The sequence below is a fragment of the Dehalobacter sp. genome (assembly GCF_030063005.1).
GTDB classification, from domain to species: Bacteria; Bacillota; Desulfitobacteriia; order Desulfitobacteriales; family Syntrophobotulaceae; genus Dehalobacter; species Dehalobacter restrictus.
This window is the reverse complement of sequence record NZ_JAPDHR010000047.1, coordinates 1-23,302: the sequence shown is the minus strand read 5'-3', so window position 1 is coordinate 23,302 and position 23,302 is coordinate 1. Positions and strand designations below refer to the sequence as shown.

Below are 23,302 nucleotides of genomic sequence, written 5' to 3'. Positions count from 1 at the left end.
AATACTATATATAGTAAGCAATCGCCTTTTATTGGCGTTTTTATGCATCTAAGGCCTTCTATATGGATTATTTTACGTTTTGCTTGCGATTTTAGTTCTTGGATATTTCATGCAAAACATTACTTAAGTCCCAAATCATTGCAAAATAAATAAATCAAGACAAACACACTTCCGTCAAAAAAACATATCCTTTTATTGTAAATATATTCCATTATAACCATAAGGAGGAATCCCCATGAGTATTGGTCAACCCTCCTATCTTCTGCAAAAAGTTGCACCGATTGTACTGAGGGAACTTCAGCCATACATCGCCGGTAAAGTTGGTCCCCTCGTTGCTGAAAAGATTGGCATGCCCATTGCCAGGAAAGTCGGACTTCCACTTGCTAAAAGAATAGGTATTCCTATGGCCCGTAAGACCGGTACCTTTTTGTTGAACCGGGTCGGCTATCCGCTTATTAACAAAGTCATTTTCAAAGGAAATCCCCCTTCATTCCTCTTGCCCGGAAATCCCCAGGCAAACAGTGGCACAGGAATAAAGACAATGGTGACAGAAACAGGATCAGGACTTGGACCAAGTTCAGGATCAGGAAATGGTACTGGTACTGGAATAAGCACAGGTTCAGGTTCAGGTACAGTTATTAATACAAGTAAAGGTATAAAAAGGACAAAAAGAACAGAAACCGGAATAGAATCTGAAGCAGGTGTACGCGGGAGAAAACAAACCAAAGCAGAAAAAAAGATTGAAAAGCAAAACAGAAAGCGTCAAAAAACACGGAGAGGCTTGTTTAGCTTTGGTAAAAATCTTCAGTCCTTCCCGACTGGAATCCGTCCGCTGAACCAGATTGTCCCCGGGCCGGCCGTTCCTTCTCCTACCCCGGAAACTCCGAGTACCTTTGCCCAACCTGTTGTTCAAAATCCAACTGTCCAAAATCCTTATGAACTATTTGATCAAAATCAGAATTATGCTTCCAGTCTCTTTAACAGAAGAAGGCAAAACCATGGTTTTTGAAAAATCCGAACACAGATAATAAGATTCTATGAAAACTGGTTGACGATACAAAGACGCATGAAATCCCGCCTCAGTCTCGAGACAGGATTTCATGCATCTATTAGCATCTACTACAGAGATCAACGGTTAATATTAAATATTTTAGCTTCGGGATGAGAAAAAACAACAGCGGTAACAGACGCTTCGGGGTCCATCATGAAATTCTCTGTCAGTGTTATTCCAATCTCCTCCGGTTTCAGCAGTCTGAACAGCTTGGCCTGTTCTTCCAGTGCAGGGTAGATCGGGTAGCCCGGAGAAACCCGGATGCCGTTATCAATCCCCCAGATTTTACGCATCTTTTCATGCATGATGTCAGCAAATCCTTCAGCCAGCTCCAGGGCCAGAACCTGAAGAAGAAACGACTTCAGGTATTTGCCCTTGTCCCGGTAATTCTCGGCCTTTTCTCTAATTCCCAGGCCCGTAGTCAGCGCAAACATACCAAGATAATCATACGTCTGCTCCTGACCATCAAGCTTATTCCAGGGACGGACATAATCAGCCAGACAAAGGCCGTTGTCTTTTTGCTGACGCGGAAAACTGAGCTCTTCAAGGACAATATTTGAAGCTTTCGGACTCAAATTCAGATTCGAATCCGAATTTAGAATAGCGACAGTATTTCCGTTCGCACAAGCCGGATAAAACGCAAATACCCCATTGACCGTAATCAGCTTGTGTTCTTGGATCTCTTCCAGGAAATCCTGAACAAATTTCTGGATTTTGGCTGATTTATCTTGGGAAACATCTTCGGAATCCAGCAGGAGGCTTTCCGCTGCCTTGATTTCTTCCTGGGAAGGGTGGCGCAGTTTGTTTTTGACACCGAGATAACGCCTCAGGATAAAAGGCAAATCGAGGTTCGGGATAATCTCCGCCAGCGGGTAATCCAAAAGAATCTCCCGTGCTGTATGCTGCGGGCGGCAGGCAGGTCCGTCAAAGCTGACCGGCGAAAATTTATTTTCGCTGTGGCTGCCGGAGATACTGTCTGGGATGTTGCCGGAAATCGTACCAACATTACCGGCCTGATCATTATTTTTAGCTGCGTTATAGCTTCCGAAATCATTGGCTGACTTTCTTTTCAGACCATTCAGGAGATTCAGGCCATCCATGGCGTCACGCGCATACAGGACCGGTCCGCCGTATTGCGGAGCGATCTTTTCTTCGGTATATTTCCGGGACAGAGCCGCGCCTCCGAGAATCAGCGGGGTATTGATTCCGGCTGCCTGCAGGTCCTGGGCCGTCAGCAGCATTTGCTGAACCGATTTGACCAGAAGTCCGGATAAACCGATCGCATCAGGGGCCTCTTTCCTAGCTGCTTCAATCAGCTGTTCAGAACTGACTTTGACGCCAAGGTTAATCACCTTATAACCGTTATTGGACAGGATGATTTCCACAAGATTCTTACCGATATCATGGACATCGCCCTTGACCGTCGCGAGCAGAATCTTCCCTTTGACCGCCTCTTCGGCTTTTTCCATATAGGCCTCTAGGATGGTCACCGCTGCCTTCATGACTTCGGCACTCTGCAGAACTTCAGCCACGATCAGCTGGTTCCTGTTAAAGAGGCTGCCGACTTCCTCCATACCTTTCATCAGCGGACCGTTAATAATCTCAAGCGGCCGGTATTTTGTCAGGGCCTCGTACAGATCATTTTCCAGGCCGTCCTTGGAGCCTTCCACAATAGCTCCTGCCAGCCGTTCCTCAACGGAAAGCCCGGACGTCTGTTTTTGTTCCGTGACCTTTTTCTCTCTGTAAAAATCGGTAAAAGCTTTTAAGGTCTGGTCATTCGTATTTAAGAGCAGATCTTGGGCTAGTTTTTTTTCTGCCTGAGGAATCGTCGCATAACGTTCCAGTTTTTCGGAATTGACAATCGCGTAGTCCAGTCCGGCTACGGTATTCAGATAGACGAAAACGGCATTCAGCACTTCCCGGCCTGCCGCAGGCAGACCGAAGGAGACATTGCTGATCCCAAGAATCGTCTTGCATTCCGGATATTTGGCTTTGATCAGTCGCAGGCCTTCAATGGTCTCAACTGCGGAACCGAGATACTTGGCATCCCCGGTCCCTACCGGGAATGTCAGCGGATCAAAGATAATATCGGCAGCTGAGAGACCGTATTCATACACCAGCAGATCGTAAGAGCGTCCGGCCACTTCGAGCTTGCGCTCCCGGGTCAGGGCCATACCCTGTTCATCGATTAAGCCAACCACGACTGCAGTACCGAATTTTCGAAGCAGCGGAACAACTTCATCAAAGCGTTCCCGGCCGTTTTCAAGGTTGATCGAATTAATGATTGCTTTGCCCTGAATTAACCGGAGTCCCGCTTCCAAAACCGCGGGATCGGTCGTATCCAGCATCAGCGGCGCTTTGACTTTATTGACAACATGGGGCAGAAAGCTAACCATATCCTCAAGTTCGTCCCGGTCGGGATTGGCCACACAGACATCCACAATCTGAGCGCCCTTCTTGACCTGATTTCGGGCAATCTCGGAACCTTCTTCATAATATTCACCGGCAATCAGCTCCTTGAATTTGCGAGAACCGATCACATTGGCCCGCTCGCCGACCAGCAGCGGCCGGTTTTCTTCTTCGGGCCAGACTGCTTCGAGTCCTGCGACGCTGCTTCGTTCAGCAGCCCGCATTTGTCTCGGAGCGTACTTGGCCAAGGCTGCTGCCAAGGCTTCGATATGGCGATCCGTCGTCCCGCAGCATCCACCGGCAATGTTCAGCCAGCCTTTGGCTGCGTAAGCGGCCATCTTTCCGGCAAACTCTTCCGGAGTTTCCTGGTAGCCGCCTTCTTCATCAGGAAGCCCCGCGTTCGGGTAACAGCTCACGGCGCAAGAGGCAAGCCCCTCCAGGGTTCTGAGGTGATCGTTCATCAGTTCCGCTCCGGTGCCGCAGTTCATGCCGACAGCAACCGGCTTCAGGTGCTGTATCGAAATATATAAGGCTTCAATATTCTGTCCTGCGAGCATCGTACCCGAGGGTTCAATCGTCACGGAAACGACCAGCGGCACCTCCCGCCCAAGTTCAGCAAAGGCGCGCTGAATCCCGAGTCCTGCCGCCTTGATATTCAGCGTATCCTGACAGGTTTCGACGATCAGCAGATCGACGCCTCCCTTAATAAGGCCAAGTGTCTGACGGCAATAAGCCTCTTCCAGGTCAGTAAAAGTAATACCGCCTCCAAAGGCCAGCATCTTGGTCGTCGGACCCATAGATCCAGCCACAAACCGCGGTTTTTCCGCTGTGGACCATTTATCAGCAGCTTCGCGGGCCAGTCGTGCCGCAGCCTCGTTGATTTCCATATCCCTGTCCCCGAGATGATATTCCCCAAGGACAATATTTGTACCTCCGAAGGTATTGGTTTCAATGATATCCGCACCGGCTTTCAGATAGGCCTCATGAATATCACGCACGATGTGAGGACGGGTGAGCGTCAGAATTTCGTTGCAGCCTTCCTGTTCAGGCCCACCAAAATCTTCAGCAGACAGATCCTTCTGCTGAAGCATGGTCCCCATTGCTCCGTCCAGAATCAGAATTTTTCTCGCAAGCAATTCATTAAAAATCTGTTGTTTCATGGTCTCACCACTTCTTTATAAACTTTTCCTCCAAGCTTCCCTTGGGTTTATCATATTATTTTACCATGATTATACGATTCGTCCAATCTATACATCTCGTATTTCCTGCGTATTTCCTGCGTAATCATTTTTGTATATTCTAAGCAGCATATCCGGATATTCTGAGCTGCAGAAAATTCTTGTTAAAATTGCTCAAACCGTTAAAATAGTAATATATGGCGATATCCAGACAAATATGACTGTATTCAGTTTCCTTTCAGAATAATCGTGTATTTTAAAGATACAGGAGGAATAAACGAATGGCCAATAAATTCAGAATACTTGTCGTGGATGACGACGCTTCAATCCGCCAGATGCTCAGCCTGGGGCTGAAGCAGGAGGGTTACGATATCGGAACAGCGGACAATGGAAAAAAGGCACTGGAAATAATCCCTGTCTTTGAACCTCATGTCATCATCCTTGACATTATGATGCCGGTCATGGACGGATATGAACTATGTGAATCCATCCCGGAAATATCCGGTGCTTCCATGATTATGCTGACTGCCAAGGATACATCCAAAGACATTGTCAAAGGACTGCGCCTCGGAGCCCATGACTATCTGGTTAAACCTTTTCACTTTGACGAGCTGCTGGCTCGGATCGAGGTTCAGCTGCGTAACCGTTTCCCGGATCTATCCGGCAAAAGAACCATTGGCCGGTTTACGATCGATGAACTGAAAAAGTCAATCCTGCTCGATAATCAGCCTCTGCAGCTTTCTCCTACTGAATATAAACTGCTGTCCTATCTATTATGGAACAGCAACCAAACGTTGAGTAAAGAACAAATCCTGATTCACATCTGGGGTTACGATTTTGAAGGAGAGGACAATATCGTCGAGGTATATATCCGCTATCTTCGAGAGAAACTTGGGGATCTGGACCATACAATTATTAAAACCGTCAGGGGCCTCGGTTACCACCTGCAGACGGAGCAGCAGTAACTGGCAGTCTGCACGAGATATCAAATATCAAGCATTTTACACAGGAATATCATGACGCATTGAATGTTTAACATTTCAATTGTTGTGCTTTAAGTATGATCACATTAGGGAGATCATCATGAAAATTAATCCTCTGGAAAAACTGAATATTTGGCGGCAATCCCTGGTAGGGCAGCTCCTGCTGCGTTTCTGGGTGTGCCATATTATTTTTTTTACGTTAATTGGGGCTATTCAGTATACTTCCTTGAAAAATCCCCTGTATCAGAGCGTGGAGCAGAACCTGCTTTCAGACTATTACGCCATACGGAACAGTATGGGGAGCTGGCTTTCGAGCAGTGAGTTTCCTCCGGGAAGATTCTCCGAACTCCGCCCGGGAAATTTTGTGGCTTTTTATACCAGCGACCATCAGCTTAAATCGATTGTTTACAGCTACGGCAAAGCGAACAGCACGGTCCCTAATCTCAGCCGCAGCCAACTGCAGTTTGATCTTGCTGAGAAGGCGAGATCCGGCGGATGTTTTGTTTTTCAGGATACCGACGAACAGCAGTATATGCTGATGGTGGCCCCGGTCGTAACGAACCAGCTTTCGGTAAACAGTCTCCCCCTGGAACAAAACAACGATATTCATCCCTATGCCGGCTATGCTTTGATCGGTCAGCCGCTGGCTGAACAGGACCTGATCTTGAGCCGAAATCTCAGAGGATATATTTTTAACGCGATCATCATTATTCTGCTCAGTACATTTTTTACAGCGCTGGTTTTGCAGAAACCATTGGAACCGCTTCTGAACATTTCCTCTACGGCCCGCAAGATTGCCGCCGGCCGATATGACCTGCGCCTTCCGTATATGAATAAAACCGCTTCGGAAATTCAGCAGCTTCGGGAAGCTTTAAACCATATGCTCGGACAGATAGAAAATGCTCTAAATACGGAAAGATCGGCTAAAAACCGGATGGCCCGGTTTATTGCCGATGCTTCTCATGAACTCAGGACTCCACTGACCTCGATCAGAGGCTTCCTGGAAATACTTCAGCGGACGGGTACGGCAGATAAAGAAACTTTGGATGCCGCCCATCAGACCATGCTGATCGAGACAGAAAGACTGATCAGGCTTACCGAAGGTCTTCTGACCTTAAATCGGATTGCCCAAGAAGAAATAAACAGCGATCATTCCGAAGAGCTCAATTCCGGACTGCACGATGTTCTTCCTGAACTTATGCCGCTTTTGGTCCCGCTGCTTAAAGACCGTACTTTCAGATTCAACGGCCAGGATTTCCGGACAATTGACGATTTCGTCTCGGAAGTCCTGGATACGTCGCAAGTGCTTCCATTAAAACCTGATGAACTGAAACAGATTCTGTACAATCTTGTTAATAACGCTATTCAACATACACTTTCCGGCGGAACGATTGATATCCTCGCCAAATCAGAGAATTCCCGTTTTATTCTATCCGTCAGGGATAACGGTGAAGGAATCCCGGCTGAAGACGTTCCTCATATTTTTGAAAGATTTTTCCAGGGAGACCGTTCCCGTTCCCATGGAAAAGGCCAAGGATCGGGACTCGGCCTGGCAATCGTATCGGAACTGGTCTACCTTCGCGGAGGAGAAATACGGGTCGAAAGCACCCCTGGAGAAGGAACGTCCTTTACGATTTTTTTCCCGCTGGTTCTCGTGAAAAACGATAGCTTGATGACACAAAATAATTGTTTGATATGCCACAGATAATTCTATGACAGGATTAATGCCAGAATGAAGCCGAGCATTATGCCGACATTGGCATACTCACTGTGGGAATGGTGACTTTTCGGAATCAGTTCGTCACTGCTGATATAGATCATTGCTCCGGCCGCAAACGCCAGAAAGAAAGCGATGACGAAAGGAGAGATCAGGCCAAGAATCATGCCCAGCCAGGTGCCGAGCAGCGTTGACATGCCAGTCATGGTCGTGATCAGGACGACCCTCGATTTACGGACGTTGGCGAGACACAGCGGCATCGCCACACAAAGACCTTCAGCAATATTATGCAGACCGATTGTTATGGCTGTCATGATACCCATGTGATACGATACTTCGCTGGTCGCGCCGATCGCGATCCCTTCGGGAAGATTATGCAGTGTAATTCCGAGCGCGATAAAATACCCCATCTTGGCATAGTTACTCAAATCCGCTTCAACCTTGTGAATGTGCGGCATTGAAATATCCACCAGAAACAAGAACAGAGCCCCGGCTGCAAAACCGGCAATACAAATGATACTGTTGCTCATGTCCAGGCTGGTCGGAATCAGACTTAAGGCAGATATCCCGATCATGATTCCTGACGCAAATCCGAGCGATATTGAAAGTATCTTGTTGGTGATATTTTTTATCGAGATAGAGATGACAGCGCCAAGTCCGGTGACCAGACCTGCTATCAGCCCGTAGAGTAGAATCGTAATAATGATCACTCCGATATTATTTCTTAACAACCGCTCTTTCCAGGATATTGTAGAGCCTGCTAACCATACTCCTGGGATCAATGATCAGCCCGGCGGCAATCTGGGAGTTTTCCAGAATCTGTTCCGCCGCTGCCGCAGCAAATGTGTCGCCCGACTTGCGCAGCTCATTGATTCCCTGAATGACCCGATGCCGGCTGTTAATCTCCAAAATCCCCGCTGGGATACCTTCCATATCCTTGTTCATGATTTGCATCATTTTCTGCATGCTATGCGTTCCGTATGAGCTGAGCACAACGGCGGGACTGTCCACGAGACGTTTGGAAGCACGCACCTCGGTTACCCTGTCCCCAAGTGTTTCTTTGAACCAATCCAATAAGGCCTTCACTTCATCCTCGGGAATTTTACTTTCGGCATTACTGGGCTGCTCAGCATCTAAATCCGGCAGATCCTGACTGTCCTGTTCGGCCGCAACAATCTTCTTCTCTTTGAACTCAGGAAGCCCGCTTAAGATGTAGTCATCAATCGGTTCATACGTATAGAGCACTTCAATGCCCTTGTCCTTAAAGATCTCAAGATACGGCCCGGACTCAATCACTTTACGGTTGGAGCCGCTGACATAATAGATCGCTTTTTGTTCCTCTCTCATTCTTCCGACGTAGCCTTCCAGTGAAATCAGCTCACCTTCAGCCGTCATGTTGGATTCAAAGCGCAGGAGCCTGACCAGTGCGTCCTTGTGGGCATAATCCGAAGCTGCTCCTTCTTTGATAAACCTGCTGAATTTTTCCCAAAATTGATTGTATTTGGCCGGATCATCTTTGGCTTGCTCTTCGAGATACTTTAAAAATCTACCTGTGACTACCTTGTTCAGTTTGGCCACAAGCGCATTGTCCTGAAGGGTCTCCCTGGAAATGTTCAGGGGAAGGTCATCACTGTCAATGACGCCGCGTACAAACCGCATCCACTCCGGCACGATGGCTTCAGATTTTTCCTGAATCAGGACTTTTTTGCAGAATAGGTTAACGCCTCTCTCCATTTTACTGAAGCCGAACCGCTCATAATTTTCTCCGGGCACAAACAGCAGTGCTTTAATGGAAAGGGGCGCATCGGAGGAAAAGTGCATTCTGTAGAATGGCTCGTCAAAAGCATTGTCAATATATTTATAGAATTCCGTATATTCCTGCTCACTGATTTCAGATGCGTTTTTCGTCCATATTGCTTCGACGGTATTGACCTTTTCACCGTTGACTTTCACGGGATAAGGGACAAAACTCGAATACTGTTTGATAATCCTGTTGATTTCGTCAGCTTTGCTGAAATTATAGGCATTTTCTTTTAACTGGAGAACGATCCTGGTCCCATAATTGCTTTGGTCACCCGGTTCTATTAAATAGCTTCCTGCTCCGTTTGAAGACCAGATCCAGCTTTCAGAGTCCGGTCTGAAAGAGCGGGTATAAAGTGTTACTTTCTCCGCAACCATAAACGCCGAATAAAATCCGACGCCGAACTGTCCAATCAGGCTTAAATCGGTATTGCTTCCGGATCCGGCCTTTCTGACCTCTGTCAGCTGTCTGATAAATTCCTTGGATCCTGAATGGGCGATCGTACCCAGATTTTCAATTAGTTCTTCTTTGGTCATTCCGATCCCATTATCGGTAATGGTAAGCGTGTGCTTTTCTTCATCCGTTTCGATGGAAATTTCCAGCGGCTGTTCGGATTCGCTTATCTCATTTTCGGTGAGCCTGCAGTAGCGCAGTTTCTCCGTAGCGTCAGCTGCATTGGATATTAATTCTCTTAAGAAGATCTCTCGCTCCGTATAGAGAGAATTAATAACAATATCCAGCAGCTGGGTGATTTCTGTCTGAAACTCCCTAGTTTCAACATTGTTATTCATCATTACCAACCCTCCCAATCATTTCATATGGCTGTGCTTTGGTCGAATCAAAAATCGACCATCATATTATACCATGGAATGGAAAAAAATCTAACATTCAAATACTTGTTCCTCTGACTTTTCATCACTGAAACCAAAAAAAATATTCCAGTATTCAGGATGGTGTTCTAATTTTTGGAATAAAATGATACGTATATAAAGGACTTTTTACGAGTCATCACGAAAAATAATATAACGAAATATGGTTTAACAAAATATCATTTTTGAAGATTTATCCGCTAATAGAATTTGCCATCATTCTTATGGAATGATTAAATCTTTAAATTCCATTATCTGAATACAAAAGAAGGTATAGGAGGAAAATATCATGAGATTGACGCGACGGTATCTTGCGCTTTTGCTCGTTTTGCTGCTTCTTTGCGTTGGGGCTTTATCCGGCTGCGGTGGGAAAGAAGAATCAGCTGCCCAAAATGAAGCAACCTCGGCTCCGACAGAAACAGAAACACAAACTTTACCTGATGATAATGAAATTGTATCCGGTCTGATAGGAAAAGGACAGCTGATCAAAGAAATGGCCTATGATTATGTGATTGTTGGCGGCGGAGCATCTTCGGAAAGCAAAGTCTGGCTCAAGGATCAGAAAATGAAAATGGAGGGCACCTTTAACGGCCCAAAGATGACATTTATTTTTGATAAGTCCAAAAAGGAATTTACTACTTATATCTCGGGTCAGAACAGCGCCATGAGAATGACGTTAAGTGAATATAACGGTCCGGACATCACCACCCCTGTTGATTATGTCAGTGGTCTCGTTGAATCTAAGTATACAATAGGCGGGACTGAAACGGTCAATGGCATGGAGTGCAAAGTCCTTACTTTCACCAGCGAAGGATCAACTGTCAAGGAATGGATCAGCACCGAGTACGGCATTGTTGTGAAGGCCCAATATGAGGCAGGGGGCGAGATGACCACTATGGAATTCAAAAACCTGCAAATTGGAACAGGTGCCGTACCCGCTGGGACTTTCGACCTGCCGTCAGGAATGGAAGTGGTCGACATTAACGGCATGATGAATCTCGACAGCAATAAATAACAGATAATAGGATGAATGGTTTTTTCATATTTCCAACTGCTAGGGTGAACTCCTAAACAAGCGTAACTTTAAATCTAGAAGATACTGTTCTAGAAGATACTGTTAATTGTTTTATACTGTTGGCAGTATTTTTTTTAACTCAGGTGTTGCCTCATGTACCCTTACCGGTTCGTCGATTCCAAAAGTACCCTCCCCTTTGCCGTGAGCGTCCACAAGATTGCTCCCGCTTCTCCGTTTCCTTTGCTGCAGCAGCCCCCGCACCCCTTACATGGTTCATTGACGCAGGCTACATTATCCGCAGTCAGGTATCCAAGTCGTTGCAGGTCATTCAGCATTTGTTTGATCATCTCTGGATCGAGGTCTAATTTTTTTGCCAGCGAAGAAAAGGAGTTTGCTTGTTTATCGGCAATTTCTGTTAACAAATTGATCAGCATCGCAATACCTCCTGCCTATTCTTCAGATGAACAATGAACCGAGCTGAAAGATCAGCACCGCCGCGATCCAGCCAATGATCAGTGAGTAGAGAACAGAAAACAGTGTCCATTTAACAGAATTAGTCTCCTTTTTAATTATTCCGATTGTCGCTGCACAGGGTGAATAAAGTAGGGTCATTACCATAAAGGCATAGGCGGAGAGCGGCGTAAAATGCTGTGCTAAGACTGTTCCGAGCATTCCTTCGCCTGTCCCGTAAACCAACCCGAACGTCGCAATGATTGCCTCCTTGGCACCGATCCCGACAAGAAGTGCTACAGAAGCCTGCCAGCTGCCAAAACCAGCCGGGGATAATACAGGTGCGATGACTGCGCCTAATTTTCCAAGGAGACTTTCGGTACTGCCTGGTTCAACGCCGACTGGGAAAACAGAAAGTATCCAGATCAGAACGACGATCCCGAGGATCACAGTCCCTGCTTTTCTGACAAACGACTCCGTTTTTTCCCACATGTGCTGTATCAGGCTCTTCAGCGTTGGCAGACGATAAGGCGGAAGTTCCATAACAAAGTAGGATTTTTCCTGTTTGAACAGTGTTTCACTCAGGATTTTCCCCGCGGCAACAGCAACCATGATCCCTAAAAGGTACAGTGAAAAAATGACCAATCCTGCCAACGGTATGATGCCGATCGTTTTGCCCCTGAAGAATGCCCCGGCAAACAGCGCATAGACTGGAAGCCTAGCACTGCAGGAAATAAACGGACTGATTAAAATGCCGATCATGCGGTCTTTCCGGCTGTCCAAGGTTCGGGTGGACATGATTCCGGCCACATTGCAGCCGCTGCCGACAATCATTGCAACGGCCGTTTTTCCGTGCAGCCCGACAGCATTCATCAGCCGGTCCATAACATAGGCTGCCCTGGCCATATAACCGCTGTCTTCGAGAAAAGAAATCAAGAAATACATGGTAAACATCATCGGGACAAATACGAGTACAGAACCCACCCCGCCGATCAGGGCATCGCTGACAAAGGACTTGGCCAGGACCGGAGCGTTTACCAGCAAGCCGGAAACATACCGCCCCAGGATCCCGAAGGCGCTGTCCACATAGCCCCCAAGAACATTATTGCCGAGACCCATTGTGATCTGATACAGCAAAAACATGATTACAAAGAACAAAGGAATCCCGATCCATTTATTTGTCACGACCCTGTCAATCATTTCTGTCAGATCTCTTTGCGGAGGCGTTTCCCTACGGACACAATCCTTAATGATTTGGCCGATAAAGATATAACGCTGGTCTGCCAGATAGATTCCGGGTTCAAGACCAAAACGGCTGGTTATTCTGTCTTTTTCCTTGTCAGCCAGTTTTTCCAGGGTAGGACAACCTGCTATTTGCGTTTGAGCAAAAGCCTCATCCTCCAGCAGCCTGACAGCCACCAAGTTCGCCGATTCTTTACCAGCAATACCTTCTTCGACCAGGGCCTCAGCCAAAGCTCCAGATTCCCGGTTCATCGTTTGCCAATAGTCTGGCTGGACGGGCCGGCCTGGTTTTACTTTCATTGCCGCTGAAGTCTCCAGCAGCTCCCAAATCCCTTTGTTCTTCGTTGCCACTGTAGTGACAACCGATAGGCCAAGAGCATCTCTAAGTTTCGCTGTATTGATGAAAATATTCTTTTTCACTGCTTCATCTGTCATATTTAAAGCAATGATTACATTTGTATCCATCTCAATCAGCTGTAACGTGAAATAAAGATTCCTCTCCAGATTTGCTGAGTCAATCACGTTCACAACAACATCGGGTTTTTCCTGCAAAATATAGTTTACCGCAACCATTTCATCTTCCGAACTGGCGGAAAGACTATACGCCCCGGGTAAGTCAATTACGCTGATCTCATTCCCGTTGAAACTGACCGTACCTTCTTTTTTCTCAACGGTTACTCCCGGCCAATTGCCAACATGCTGCCTCGCGCCTGTCAACGCATTAAAAATGCTTGTTTTCCCGCAGTTTGGGTTTCCAACGAGAGCTATCGTAAAATTCTTTTCCATCTGTTATCCTTCCCCTGAAACACTTGCGATTAAGCATTTGTACAATATTTGTTTCAATATTTATTGCTGTCTATTCCTGTTTTAACAAGGTATCATTTGCGGTGCTTATCATTCATAATCAAAGACTATATATGATAGTGATTATGATTATCATTTAATGGCCAAAAGTAGGGAGGCAGATTGCTATTATCTGTTTCAAATCTTCTCAACCTGAATTTTCCTGGCGTCGCTTTTACGGATAGCCAGATGATATCCTCTCAGATTAATCTTCATAGGGTCCCCCAACGGAGCTTGGCCGTCAACTTTAAATTCTGTCCCTTTGACCAGGCCCATATCTGTCAGTTTTTTTCTTAATACAGTATCCATGTGTATATTGACAATTCTGGCATTCGAGTTTACAGGTATCTTGTCCATTGTAAGGAAGGTAGCGTCCATTGCAGTCTCCTTATGAATTTTAAAAATTTATTATTCTGTTTAAATGTCATGACTATTTTGATAATGATTATCGAATTCATATTATTAATATAACGTTTATTGCTCAAAATGTCAATTCGTATCTTCCTATTCAAGTATTCAAGTATTGAGCTTTTTATCCTGAGCTTTTATTGAAATATGCCGGAATGAAATGATATACTTAAATAACTCTTTTTTCAGGGAGTATTTAACTTTGCAGGAGGCTGATCTTCCTTTGAGTTATTCCGTCTATCTGGTGATTGGTTTAGGCGGTGCACTTGGAGCTATTGCCCGCTATGTGCTCTCCACCTGGATTTATCAAAAATATTTTTATACTTTTCCCTGGGGGACCTTCGTCGTCAATATGCTGGGGTGTTTTGTGCTGGGTATTGTCTATGTACTAGGAGTCGAAAATCTGGTGACCAGCCCGAATACCCGTTTATTTATATCTGTGGGTTTTCTGGGTGCGTTTACAACCTTTTCTACGCTGAGCCTTGAAACCCTGAATCTTATTAAGAGCGGAGAGATTATTGTAGCTGTGCTGAACGGTCTGGGAAGCATGCTCGTCGGACTGATTGCCGTCTGGCTTGGAATGAGCCTGACTCAGCTATTAATAAAATAAAGGAAGGGATCTCGATGGTAAAAATATCTGGTCAGGCTAGAAGAATCCGTATCTATATTGGAGAAGCCAGTAAATATAAAGGAGTATCCCTTTATCACACAATTGTCTTAAAGGCCAAAGAGCTGGGCCTGGCTGGTGCGACTGTCTTCAGGGGAATTGAAGGATTCGGCGCCAATACGAGAATAAAAACGTCAAGAATACTGGACCTTTCCAATGACCTTCCGATTGTTATTGAAGTGATAGACAGCGCCGAATATCTGCAGGACTTTCTGCTTTTTTTGGACGAGGTCGTGAACGAAGGATTAATAACCATAGAAGATTTGGAAGTAATGAAATATTTGCCAAAAAAATAAAGCCGTCTTAGCGGCTTTATTGATTTTGATCCAGCAGCAGGAGATACCGGGCATAACGGGATTCCGGCAGCTCTTTTCGGCCTGAAGAACAGAAAGTGACCTGACCATGACCGTCCTCAGCAAAAAGTTTTCTTTCAGTCAGGATTTTTTTCAGATAATTGACGGTTCCGGTACTTCCATCAATAATGTGCGTATCAGCAGGAAACAGTTCCTGCAGAATCCGCTTAAAATATGGAAAGTGTGTGCATCCTAAAACGACAGTACCATACTCGGTCAAATTATGAATGCCAAGTTTGCGATTCAGGTATTTCAGGATTTCATCTTTGTCAAAATAAAAATTTTCAGCATATTCAACAAGCTCCGGAAATGCTTTGCCATCTACAAGATGGTCCTGATCCAGTCTGGTGACTAGATTTTGATACTTTTCTTCGCGAAGTGTGAGCGGGGTGGCCATGACCAGTATTCTCTTGCAACCATTATTTTCGACAGCTGGCTTTACTGCCGGTTCCATGCCAAGGATTGGAAAATCATATCTTTGGCGAAGCTCATTGATGGCAATACTCGTCGCCGTATTGCAGGCGACTACCAGAACTTTTATCCCTTCAGCAGCCATGAAATCAACAGCATCCAAAACCAGTTTCAGGACTTCTTCCTTGCTTTTGGTCCCATAAGGCACATGATCAATATCCGCGTAATAAATAAAATCCTCCCGGGGCAGCTGCTTTATCGCTTCATGCAGTACGGTGATTCCACCGACCCCGGAGTCAAAGAAGCCTATGCGCATTTTTTTCAACTCACAAACTTTGTTTTTTCTTAATAAATTATAACCTATATCTTGTTAATCTTACAAAGAATATTATCACCATTTTCATCTTGTTTTTAAAAGGATTTGTTTAAAAATTTTTGTTCAAAAAATATTCGAACTGTCTATAGAAAAAGCTAAAAAATATGTATAATAAAGTAGTTACTTGAGAGAAAAAGGCTTAAAAATAATATTTGGTATAGGTGCAAGAAAATGAATATAAAACCTATCAATAAAAAATTAAAATTATATGGTTTTAACAACCTGACGAAAACGTTGAGTTTTAATTTCTATGATATCTGCTATGCTTTATCGCAGGATCAACATAAGAAATACATTGAGTACATTGATGAAGAATACAATGCCGACAGGCTGGTTAAAATTCTGACTTCTGTCGCTGAGATCATTGAAGCCAATATTCTGAATATCGCCAATCAGGATTACGATCCTCAGGGTGCCAGTGTCACCATGCTGGTCGCTGAAAATCAGATTATGGTCCGTGAACCGATGGAAATTCTTGAAAACGAAGCCCCGGGTCCTGATTCGCAGTCATTGGTCGGTCATCTGGATAAAAGTCATATTACAGTGCATACGTATCCGGAAAACCACCCTGACAAGGGGATTAGTACGTTCCGGGCCGATATTGACGTCTCCACCTGCGGCCAGATTTCGCCGCTAAAGGCTTTAAACTACTTGATTACAAGCTTTGAACCGGATATTGCGATTATCGATTACCGTGTCCGGGGCTTTACACGGGATGTTAACGGTAGAAAATATTTTATTGATCATAAGATTAATTCCATTCAGAATTTTATTTCGGAAGAAACCAGAAACCGATATCAGCTGATCGATGTTAATGTCTATCAGGATAATATTTTTCACACCAAGATGCTTTTAAGAGAGTTTGATCTTGATCATTATCTGTTCGGAGCTGAAAAAGAAGAGATATCCTCCAGCAAAAGAAGAAGGGTCAAACAAAGAATCAAACATGAGATGCAGGAGATTTTTTCCGGGAGAAATGTTTTCTAAATGCTTTATGAATCTTAGAAAAGGCGGTGTCGCAAACTACGAAAAAAGTAGTTAGTCGACACCGTCTTTTCCTTGTCTGTTAGCTTAGTTTGGAGACGGCATCAGCATACGCATGGGCGCTGGCATCGATGACGTCGGTACTTACTCCCTTGCCGACATAATAATTTCCGTCGGCAAAAATTTTAACAGTTGCATTCCCCAACGCCTCTTTACCGCGGCTTACAGATTTGATACTGTAATCTTCGAGCCGGACTTCCTTACCGGTAATCCTATCAATTGCTTTAAATACCGCATCGACAGGACCGTTTCCGATCGCGGCATCGGTTATCTCCGTGCCCTGTATTTCCAGGGTAACAGCAGCGGTGGCCGACTGCTTCCCTGATGTAGCTACGGATATATTCTTGACCTTGATCCCGTTTTGCTCGGGTATTCCCGTTCCCATCAGAACATGAAGATCTTCATCATAGATCTCCTGTTTCTTATCAGCCAACAATAAAAATTCTTCGTAAAGGGTATTCATCTGGCTATCTTCCGGCTTATATCCGAGTTCTTCCAGCCTGTGTTTCAGCGCATGCCTTCCTGATCTGGCACTCAGGACAATCTGGTTCCTCGGTACGCCGATGATCTCCGGATCAATAATTTCATAGGTCTGTTTCTCTTTCAGGATACCATCTTGATGAATGCCGGAAGCATGCATGAACGCATTTGTCCCAACTATCGCCTTATGGCTCGGTACAGGAACCCCTGTGATTGAGGAAACCAGTCTGCTGGTCGCGGCAATTTCCCGGGGGTTTACAGCCAAATCGATGCCGTAGCGATCTTTCTGGGTATACATCGCCATAATGACTTCTTCCAAAGCAGTATTGCCGGCTCTTTCACCTATCCCGTTGATAGTGCCTTCCACTTGATCGGCCCCGGCCATAACGCCAGCTAGGGTGTTTGCTGTGGCCATTCCAAGATCATTATGACAATGGACACTTATTTTCACCCGGTCAATATTAGGAACATTCGTTTTGATATAGGAGACCAGTTCGCCGAATTCCCAAGGAGTCGCGTATCCCACAGTGTCCGGGATATTTACGACTGTTGCTCCGGCTGTAATTACGCGCTCAAATATCTTAGCCAGAAAATCATAATCACTCCGAAAAGCGTCTTCAGCATAAAACTCGACATCGTTCAGATATTTTTTGGCATGTCTGACAGCTTCTTCAGCCTTTTGGACCACCTGTTCCGGTTTTAGCCTGAGTTTTTTCTCCATATGAATCGGGGAAACGGCGATTCCGGTATGAATTCTAGGGTTCTCAGCTTCTTTGAGGGCCTCGGCACAAAGGTCAATATCTTTTTTCACGCAACGGGTCAGTCCACACACTGTGATTCCCTTAACTTCCCTGCCAATGATTTTCACAGATTCGAAGTCCCCGGGAGATGAAGCCGGAAAGCCCGCCTCCAAAATGTCTACGCCGAGTGTAGCCAGCTGCTTGGCAATCTCTAGTTTTTCCCGGACATTTAACGTGATCCCGAGAGATTGTTCACCATCCCTTAACGTGGTGTCAAACAAATATAATCTGCGCATTCTAATACCTCCTCATTATAGTTTGTCGCTCCCTGCCATTTGTTGAATCGCGTCATTCGTCCATTCTTGGACGTCAAAAAGCCCTCGTCTCAATTAATGAGACGAAGGCCAATTCGCGGTACCACTCATGTTAACGGCATATGCCGTTCACTCAACAGGATGCGGGAAAACAGCGAAACCATCTTCCGATATCCCCTTCCTTTTAACGGTGGAAGACTCCGTCCGGTCCTACTGCCTGAATGGTTTCAGCCGGCAACTCAAGGGGGAGTTCAGTCTTTCGTCTTGACCGCTTTTCACCAGCCTGCGGCTCTCTGCACAAATACTCCGGACTTATTATTCCCTGTCATCATCTTTTCATATATTTCTATTCACTATATCAGTCCAATAACTTCTTTGTCAATACCTTTATTCACCGAGACTGTGCATTCTCCACTCACATTCTTTTTCTAACCGCCTAAAGTAATATCCTGCGTATTATACCACTTCAGAGCATCATAGAAATGCTCCTCCTTAAAATCAGGCCAGTAATCATCGAGTACATAGAAATCCGCATAAACACTTTGTGCAGGCAGGAAACCGCTGAGTCGGCGTCTTCCTCCCCAGCGGATCAGCAAATCAACTCTGGAAATATCATTTGATTTTAACTCTTTAATAACCTTTCTCTTATTCTTTTCGGCAGTACGAAGATTTCCCAGATCCCATTCCCAGCCGTAATTGACGAGAAAATTCACTCTAATGCCGCCTTTGCCGACGTTTGTCCGACGCGTATATGGCAGCAGCGCTTTGGGGAACATCTTAGATTCTGTATCGCCAATCACTAACAAGGACACGTCCTCGCTCGCAATCATACCAATTGCATCAATGCAGGCCTGCACAAAAGCTTTCTTCTGAGTAGCTGGTCTTTTGGTATTATCCACTGTAAAACCATAATAGGTCAGTTCTTTGACGCCGGCTCCCCTGCATAATTTCAGAAGTTTAAGTCCCGGGTCCAGACCTTCCCGGTAGCCCATCTCCTTTGGTAATCCATTGTTGTCTGCCCATCGCCGGTTGCCATCTGGGATAACCCCAATATGATTGGGAATTCTCATTCTGGATACTCCTTTACACTATGCCGATAATGTTCGATATTCTCTACAGGTTTACCATTATTGTTTCCAATTATCGTAGATTATTACAAATTATTTTCAGCTAATAAAAAGAAATCTTTGCTGACGCCACGCCTTGGCGTCAACCATAGCTGCATTTAGTAGAAAGTAGTATTTCTACTTTTTGATATACTAAAATGACTGAGTCGAAATTCTCCATCTCGACTCAGCCTTAATATTTTTCTGGTTTCTCAATTTCTTAAATTTTTGCTGTTATGGCCAGGTTTACCTGCTGCTAGCTCTGAGCCATCCGGCCGGTTCTCTGTCTCCGGATATCGTATAGGTACCATCTTTGTAAACAAGACTGTATTTTTCCCTGGGAACCTCTGAGTTCTGCTGAATGACTTCAATCCATTCGTCAGCCACTCCGCAGATAATTGCAACGTGACCGTAAGACCCCTCATTGAAGACCAGCAGGTCTCCTTCCCGGGGTTTTTCATTCCCTCCGTTAACGTACTGAACAAGACCTCTCTGTTCATTCAGTTTTCCCTGTGCCAGCATCGGATTAAAGAAATATTTGGCGTTTCCAGCGCCGTCAGGCATCTCATGATGATAGATTTCATAATAGAATCGTTTTACAAATTCTACGCACTGCCACTTGTAGCCGTAATAATAACCATCTTTACTATAACTTAAGCCGTGACTGGACATATAATCCGCGCCATTGGAATAGACTGCCACACCTTTGTATTCATCGATTTTCATACCGGCTGCAACGTCAGCCTGCCGGATGAGACGCGCAGTGTCCGCTGCTTCACTGGAATGATCAGCCGTTTGGGCACCGTAGCTTGAGTCTGTCTGAGAATGATCGAGTGCATTGCCGGAAACTATTTTGGATCCCGTTACGACTGCTAAGGCAAATACGATGATTAAGATGGCGAGCAACGGTGTCTTGTTTCGTCTGCGATAGTATCGTCTGGATTTCCTCATCGGGTCTGCTCCTTCATGATGTGTTTTATACTCGTCCACATGAAATTATATATTTCTCTGCCTATTTAAGCAAGTCTAGCCCATAAAATGCTGATTGCAGAATGCTGTTGAAACAGCTCCAATAAAATATGGACAAAATCTGATTACAGAATAAATAAAATGAAAATCAGGAAAAATAAATTAATTTGAAAAAAAGTTTAAACGTATTATAATGTTAAAGGTTAAGTCCTCTTCACATGCAGGACGATTGGCAAGTATTACTTCTTTAAGATTTCGATATGCAAATACCAATATTCTTATTTATGTTCTTACTTGTTAAGGAGAAAGAATTAGATTACGACAGGAGAAATTGAATGTACGCTGACCATTTAAGAAATTTGGCAATTATTGCCCACGTCGATCATGGCAAGACAAGTCTCGTCGATGTCATGCTCAGACAAAGCGGAGCGTTTCGCTCCAATGAACAAGTCGAAGAAAGAGTCATGGACTCCAATGATCTGGAGAAGGAACGCGGAATTACCATTCTGGCTAAGAATACTTCCGTAAACTGGCAGGGTGTCAAGATCAATATTGTCGATACCCCTGGACATGCCGATTTTGGTGGAGAAGTCGAACGCGTCCTGAAAATGGTCGACGGTGTGCTTCTGGTTGTTGATGCGTTTGAAGGCCCGATGCCTCAGACCAAATTTGTGCTTCGTAAGGCTTTGGAATTGGATTTGAAACCCATCGTCGTCATTAACAAAGTCGACCGGCCTGAAGCGCGTCCCTACGAAGTTGTCGATGAAGTTCTGGAGCTGTTTATGCAGCTGGGTGCGAGTGATGAACAACTTGATTTCCCAATTGTGTATACTTCGGCCCGTCAGGGAAATGCCGGTTATGAGCCTGGAGAAATGACTGAAGACTTGATCCCGTTATTTGAAACGATCTTAAAAGAAATTCCGCCCCCGGAATGCGATCCTGAAAGTCCGCTGCAAATGCTGGCAACAACACTCGACTATAACGATTACCTTGGCAAAATTGCTATCGGGCGTGTCTTTCGGGGCAAGCTGACTGCTAATACTCAAGTCGCTGTGATTAAAAGAGACGGATCGATCGAGAAAGTCAAAGTCGGTAAAGTATTTACCTTCCAGAACTTAGGCCGGGTTGATGTACTTGAAGCAAATGCCGGAGACATCGTAGCTATCAGCGGCATTCCCAATATCAATATCGGAGAAACCATAGCTGATCCGTTGAATCCGGAACCTCTTCCGATGATTGAAATTGACGAACCTACCCTGACCATGCTTTTCATGGTCAATACAGGTCCTTTTGCCGGAACAGAAGGAAAACATATCACGTCCCGCAAGCTCAGGGAAAGACTGTTTAAAGAGATTGAAACAAATGTTAGTCTCCGCGTGGAAGAAACTGAAAACATGGACTGTTTTCAGGTATCAGGACGCGGAGAACTGCACCTGTCCATCCTGATTGAAAATATGCGAAGAGAAGGCTTCGAACTGATGGTCTCGAAACCGGAAGTCATTCTGAAGGAGATTGACGGTGTCAAATGCGAGCCATTTGAGCATCTGACTTGTGATATTCCTGATTCGTGCACCGGCACCGTGATTGAAATGCTTGGCACCCGTAAAGCTGAGATGCAGAACATGGTCAACATGTCCGGTGGAGTTACACGCCTGGAGTTTTTGATTCCGGCACGCGGATTGATCGGCTTCAGGGGAGACTATCTTACCGAAACCCGCGGGGAAGGAATCATGGCTCATGTCTTCCATTCCTATCAACCGTATAAGGGAGATATTCAAGGCCGCAACCGGGGAGTCCTGGTCGCTTCAGATCCGGGAGAATCCACCGCTTATGCGTTGTTTCAGCTGCAGGACCGCGGCAGAATGTTTATTGATCCCGGAACCAAAGTCTATGAAGGTATGATTGTCGGTCAAAGCAACCGCGAACAGGATATTGATATTAACATTGCCCGCAAAAAGCAGTTGACCAACATGCGCTCCAGCGGAGCCGATGAAAGCCTGAGACTGGAACCGGCCAAATTGCTCGGTCTGGAAGAAGCCCTGGAATATATCAATGATGATGAATATGTAGAAATTACACCCATCAACGTTCGCCTGCGCAAAAGATTTTTAGACAAGAACACCCGCACCCGTTATGAAAAACAAAAAAATATGAGCGGAATCTAATCCTCAAATCAGAACATCTAATAACGAAAAAGCCTGAGCGAGAATCCTAAATCCCCTTTCCGGATGATTCTTGCATCAGGCTTTTTTGTTTTTTAATTTTTAACCTGGTCATCATTAACCAGGCACATATTATTTCATTTTACCATAATATGGAATGTAAAAAGACAAATTTTAAAAAATCAGGTGATCTATAATGGTTTTTGAGCTTCTGCTAGCTTTAAGCCTTCGTTTTTTTCTATTTGACTTTGTCTTATTTAAAAAGATCAGAGATGTCCTTAGGCAGAAAGGCTATTTTTTTCGCAAGCTGTTTGGCTGCCCGTTCTGCCAGGGCTTCTGGTGCGGTTTAGCTATTTTCTTATATTACCATTCACTTCAGCCTGACTTGCAGCAGTTCATTGCATTCTTGGGCTTCGGTTTTGTCTCTGCTTACCTGGGTCTTATCTCTGCCGTCCTCATTGACCCTCTTATTCAAAGGTATGAGCGGAACACCGGTATACCGCTTCAGTAGAGCAGAAAATCAATAATAAGAGAGAATAATTATCATTGAAACGAAGGTAACAAGAAGAGAAAAAGAGGGGATAAATCGAGGCCACTGAAAAAGTGGTACCTGAACCTCAAAAGCAAAAGAGCTGGAATTACGAAGAAAGAAGTAATTCCAGCTCTTTTTTGATACAATTAAATAGAGAAAAAACTTCAGCGCAGGTAATCATA

General features: G+C 45.0%; 19 protein-coding genes and 1 other annotated feature. Of the genes, 9 read left to right on the top strand and 10 right to left on the bottom strand.

Translation table 11 applies throughout. The features are described from left to right. Positions 1-235 precede the first annotated feature (235 nt). A complete protein-coding gene (locus tag OKX56_RS12010) occupies positions 236-1,009 on the top strand; it encodes a hypothetical protein (RefSeq protein ID WP_287896581.1) in 774 nt (257 codons plus the stop codon). 119 nt (positions 1,010-1,128) lie between these two features. Here OKX56_RS12010 and metH read toward each other — a convergent pair whose 3' ends face one another. Beyond that, on the bottom strand, positions 1,129-4,620 hold the full coding sequence (metH, locus tag OKX56_RS12005) for a methionine synthase (RefSeq protein ID WP_287896579.1): 3,492 nt from the start codon (positions 4,618-4,620) through the stop codon (positions 1,129-1,131). A gap of 299 nt (positions 4,621-4,919) precedes the next feature. Here metH and OKX56_RS12000 point away from each other — a divergent pair, with 299 nt between their 5' ends. Next, a complete protein-coding gene (locus OKX56_RS12000; RefSeq protein WP_287896577.1) occupies positions 4,920-5,603 on the top strand; it encodes a response regulator transcription factor in 684 nt (227 codons plus the stop codon). Positions 5,604-5,721: 118 nt separating this feature from the next. Further along, on the top strand, positions 5,722-7,329 hold the full coding sequence (locus OKX56_RS11995; protein ID WP_287896575.1) for a sensor histidine kinase: 1,608 nt from the start codon (positions 5,722-5,724) through the stop codon (positions 7,327-7,329). Between the two features lie 2 nt (positions 7,330-7,331). On the opposite strand, the gene OKX56_RS11990 is transcribed toward OKX56_RS11995, so the two are convergent. Beyond that, positions 7,332-8,069, bottom strand: a complete 738-nt coding sequence (locus tag OKX56_RS11990; protein ID WP_287896573.1) for a ZIP family metal transporter — start codon at positions 8,067-8,069, stop codon at positions 7,332-7,334. Beyond that, positions 8,056-9,933 carry a molecular chaperone HtpG gene (htpG, locus tag OKX56_RS11985; protein WP_287896571.1) on the bottom strand — a complete coding sequence of 626 codons (1,878 nt, stop codon included), beginning with the start codon at positions 9,931-9,933 and terminating at the stop codon, positions 8,056-8,058. Before htpG ends, OKX56_RS11990 begins: the two co-directional genes overlap by 14 nt. Before the next feature lie 364 nt (positions 9,934-10,297). On the opposite strand from htpG, the gene OKX56_RS11980 reads away from it, so the two are divergent. Continuing rightward, positions 10,298-11,023 (top strand): LolA family protein, encoded by a 726-nt coding sequence (locus OKX56_RS11980; RefSeq protein ID WP_287896569.1) that lies wholly within the window; start codon positions 10,298-10,300, stop codon positions 11,021-11,023. A 161-nt stretch (positions 11,024-11,184) separates the two neighbouring features. Here the strand turns inward: OKX56_RS11980 and OKX56_RS11975 are convergent, their stop codons facing one another. The 3 genes from OKX56_RS11975 to OKX56_RS11965 all read right to left on the bottom strand — a co-directional run bounded on the left by OKX56_RS11975 (position 11,185) and on the right by OKX56_RS11965 (position 13,936). Then, complete coding sequence (locus OKX56_RS11975; protein ID WP_287896567.1) at positions 11,185-11,457, bottom strand: FeoC-like transcriptional regulator; 273 nt, start codon at positions 11,455-11,457, stop codon at positions 11,185-11,187. A gap of 22 nt (positions 11,458-11,479) precedes the next feature. Further along, positions 11,480-13,501 carry a ferrous iron transport protein B gene (gene feoB / locus OKX56_RS11970; protein WP_287896565.1) on the bottom strand — a complete coding sequence of 674 codons (2,022 nt, stop codon included), beginning with the start codon at positions 13,499-13,501 and terminating at the stop codon, positions 11,480-11,482. Between the two features lie 195 nt (positions 13,502-13,696). After that, entirely contained in the window at positions 13,697-13,936 is a 240-nt protein-coding gene (locus tag OKX56_RS11965; protein WP_287896564.1) for a FeoA family protein, read from the bottom strand. A 232-nt stretch (positions 13,937-14,168) separates the two neighbouring features. On the opposite strand from OKX56_RS11965, the gene crcB reads away from it, so the two are divergent. Continuing rightward, on the top strand, positions 14,169-14,576 hold the full coding sequence (gene crcB, locus OKX56_RS11960) for a fluoride efflux transporter CrcB (protein ID WP_019226016.1): 408 nt from the start codon (positions 14,169-14,171) through the stop codon (positions 14,574-14,576). 14 nt (positions 14,577-14,590) lie between these two features. Further along, entirely contained in the window at positions 14,591-14,929 is a 339-nt protein-coding gene (locus OKX56_RS11955; protein ID WP_015043783.1) for a DUF190 domain-containing protein, read from the top strand. Positions 14,930-14,945: 16 nt separating this feature from the next. Here the strand turns inward: OKX56_RS11955 and murI are convergent, their stop codons facing one another. Continuing rightward, positions 14,946-15,713, bottom strand: a complete 768-nt coding sequence (murI, locus tag OKX56_RS11950) for a glutamate racemase (protein ID WP_287896563.1) — start codon at positions 15,711-15,713, stop codon at positions 14,946-14,948. A 231-nt stretch (positions 15,714-15,944) separates the two neighbouring features. On the opposite strand from murI, the gene speD reads away from it, so the two are divergent. Next, positions 15,945-16,760 (top strand): adenosylmethionine decarboxylase, encoded by an 816-nt coding sequence (speD, locus tag OKX56_RS11945; protein ID WP_019226014.1) that lies wholly within the window; start codon positions 15,945-15,947, stop codon positions 16,758-16,760. Between the two features lie 79 nt (positions 16,761-16,839). Here speD and OKX56_RS11940 read toward each other — a convergent pair whose 3' ends face one another. From OKX56_RS11940 to OKX56_RS11930, 3 genes are all read right to left on the bottom strand, one after another. Next, complete coding sequence (locus OKX56_RS11940) at positions 16,840-18,333, bottom strand: 2-isopropylmalate synthase (RefSeq protein WP_019226013.1); 1,494 nt, start codon at positions 18,331-18,333, stop codon at positions 16,840-16,842. Between the two features lie 94 nt (positions 18,334-18,427). Next, positions 18,428-18,689 (bottom strand) — a binding site (T-box leader). A 90-nt stretch (positions 18,690-18,779) separates the two neighbouring features. Further along, positions 18,780-19,421: an undecaprenyl diphosphate synthase family protein gene (locus OKX56_RS11935; protein ID WP_287896560.1), complete on the bottom strand. Its 642-nt coding sequence runs from the start codon at positions 19,419-19,421 to the stop codon at positions 18,780-18,782. Between the two features lie 282 nt (positions 19,422-19,703). Next, the gene (locus tag OKX56_RS11930; protein ID WP_019226012.1) at positions 19,704-20,408 is read right to left on the bottom strand and encodes a CHAP domain-containing protein; all 705 of its coding nucleotides are present in this window, start codon (positions 20,406-20,408) and stop codon (positions 19,704-19,706) included. Between the two features lie 353 nt (positions 20,409-20,761). Between OKX56_RS11930 and typA the strand changes: the two genes are divergently transcribed. Both typA and OKX56_RS11920 read left to right on the top strand, forming a co-directional pair. Then, entirely contained in the window at positions 20,762-22,591 is a 1,830-nt protein-coding gene (typA, locus tag OKX56_RS11925) for a translational GTPase TypA (protein WP_019226011.1), read from the top strand. 193 nt (positions 22,592-22,784) lie between these two features. Further along, positions 22,785-23,099 carry a hypothetical protein gene (locus tag OKX56_RS11920; protein ID WP_287896558.1) on the top strand — a complete coding sequence of 105 codons (315 nt, stop codon included), beginning with the start codon at positions 22,785-22,787 and terminating at the stop codon, positions 23,097-23,099. Positions 23,100-23,302: the final 203 nt, after the last annotated feature.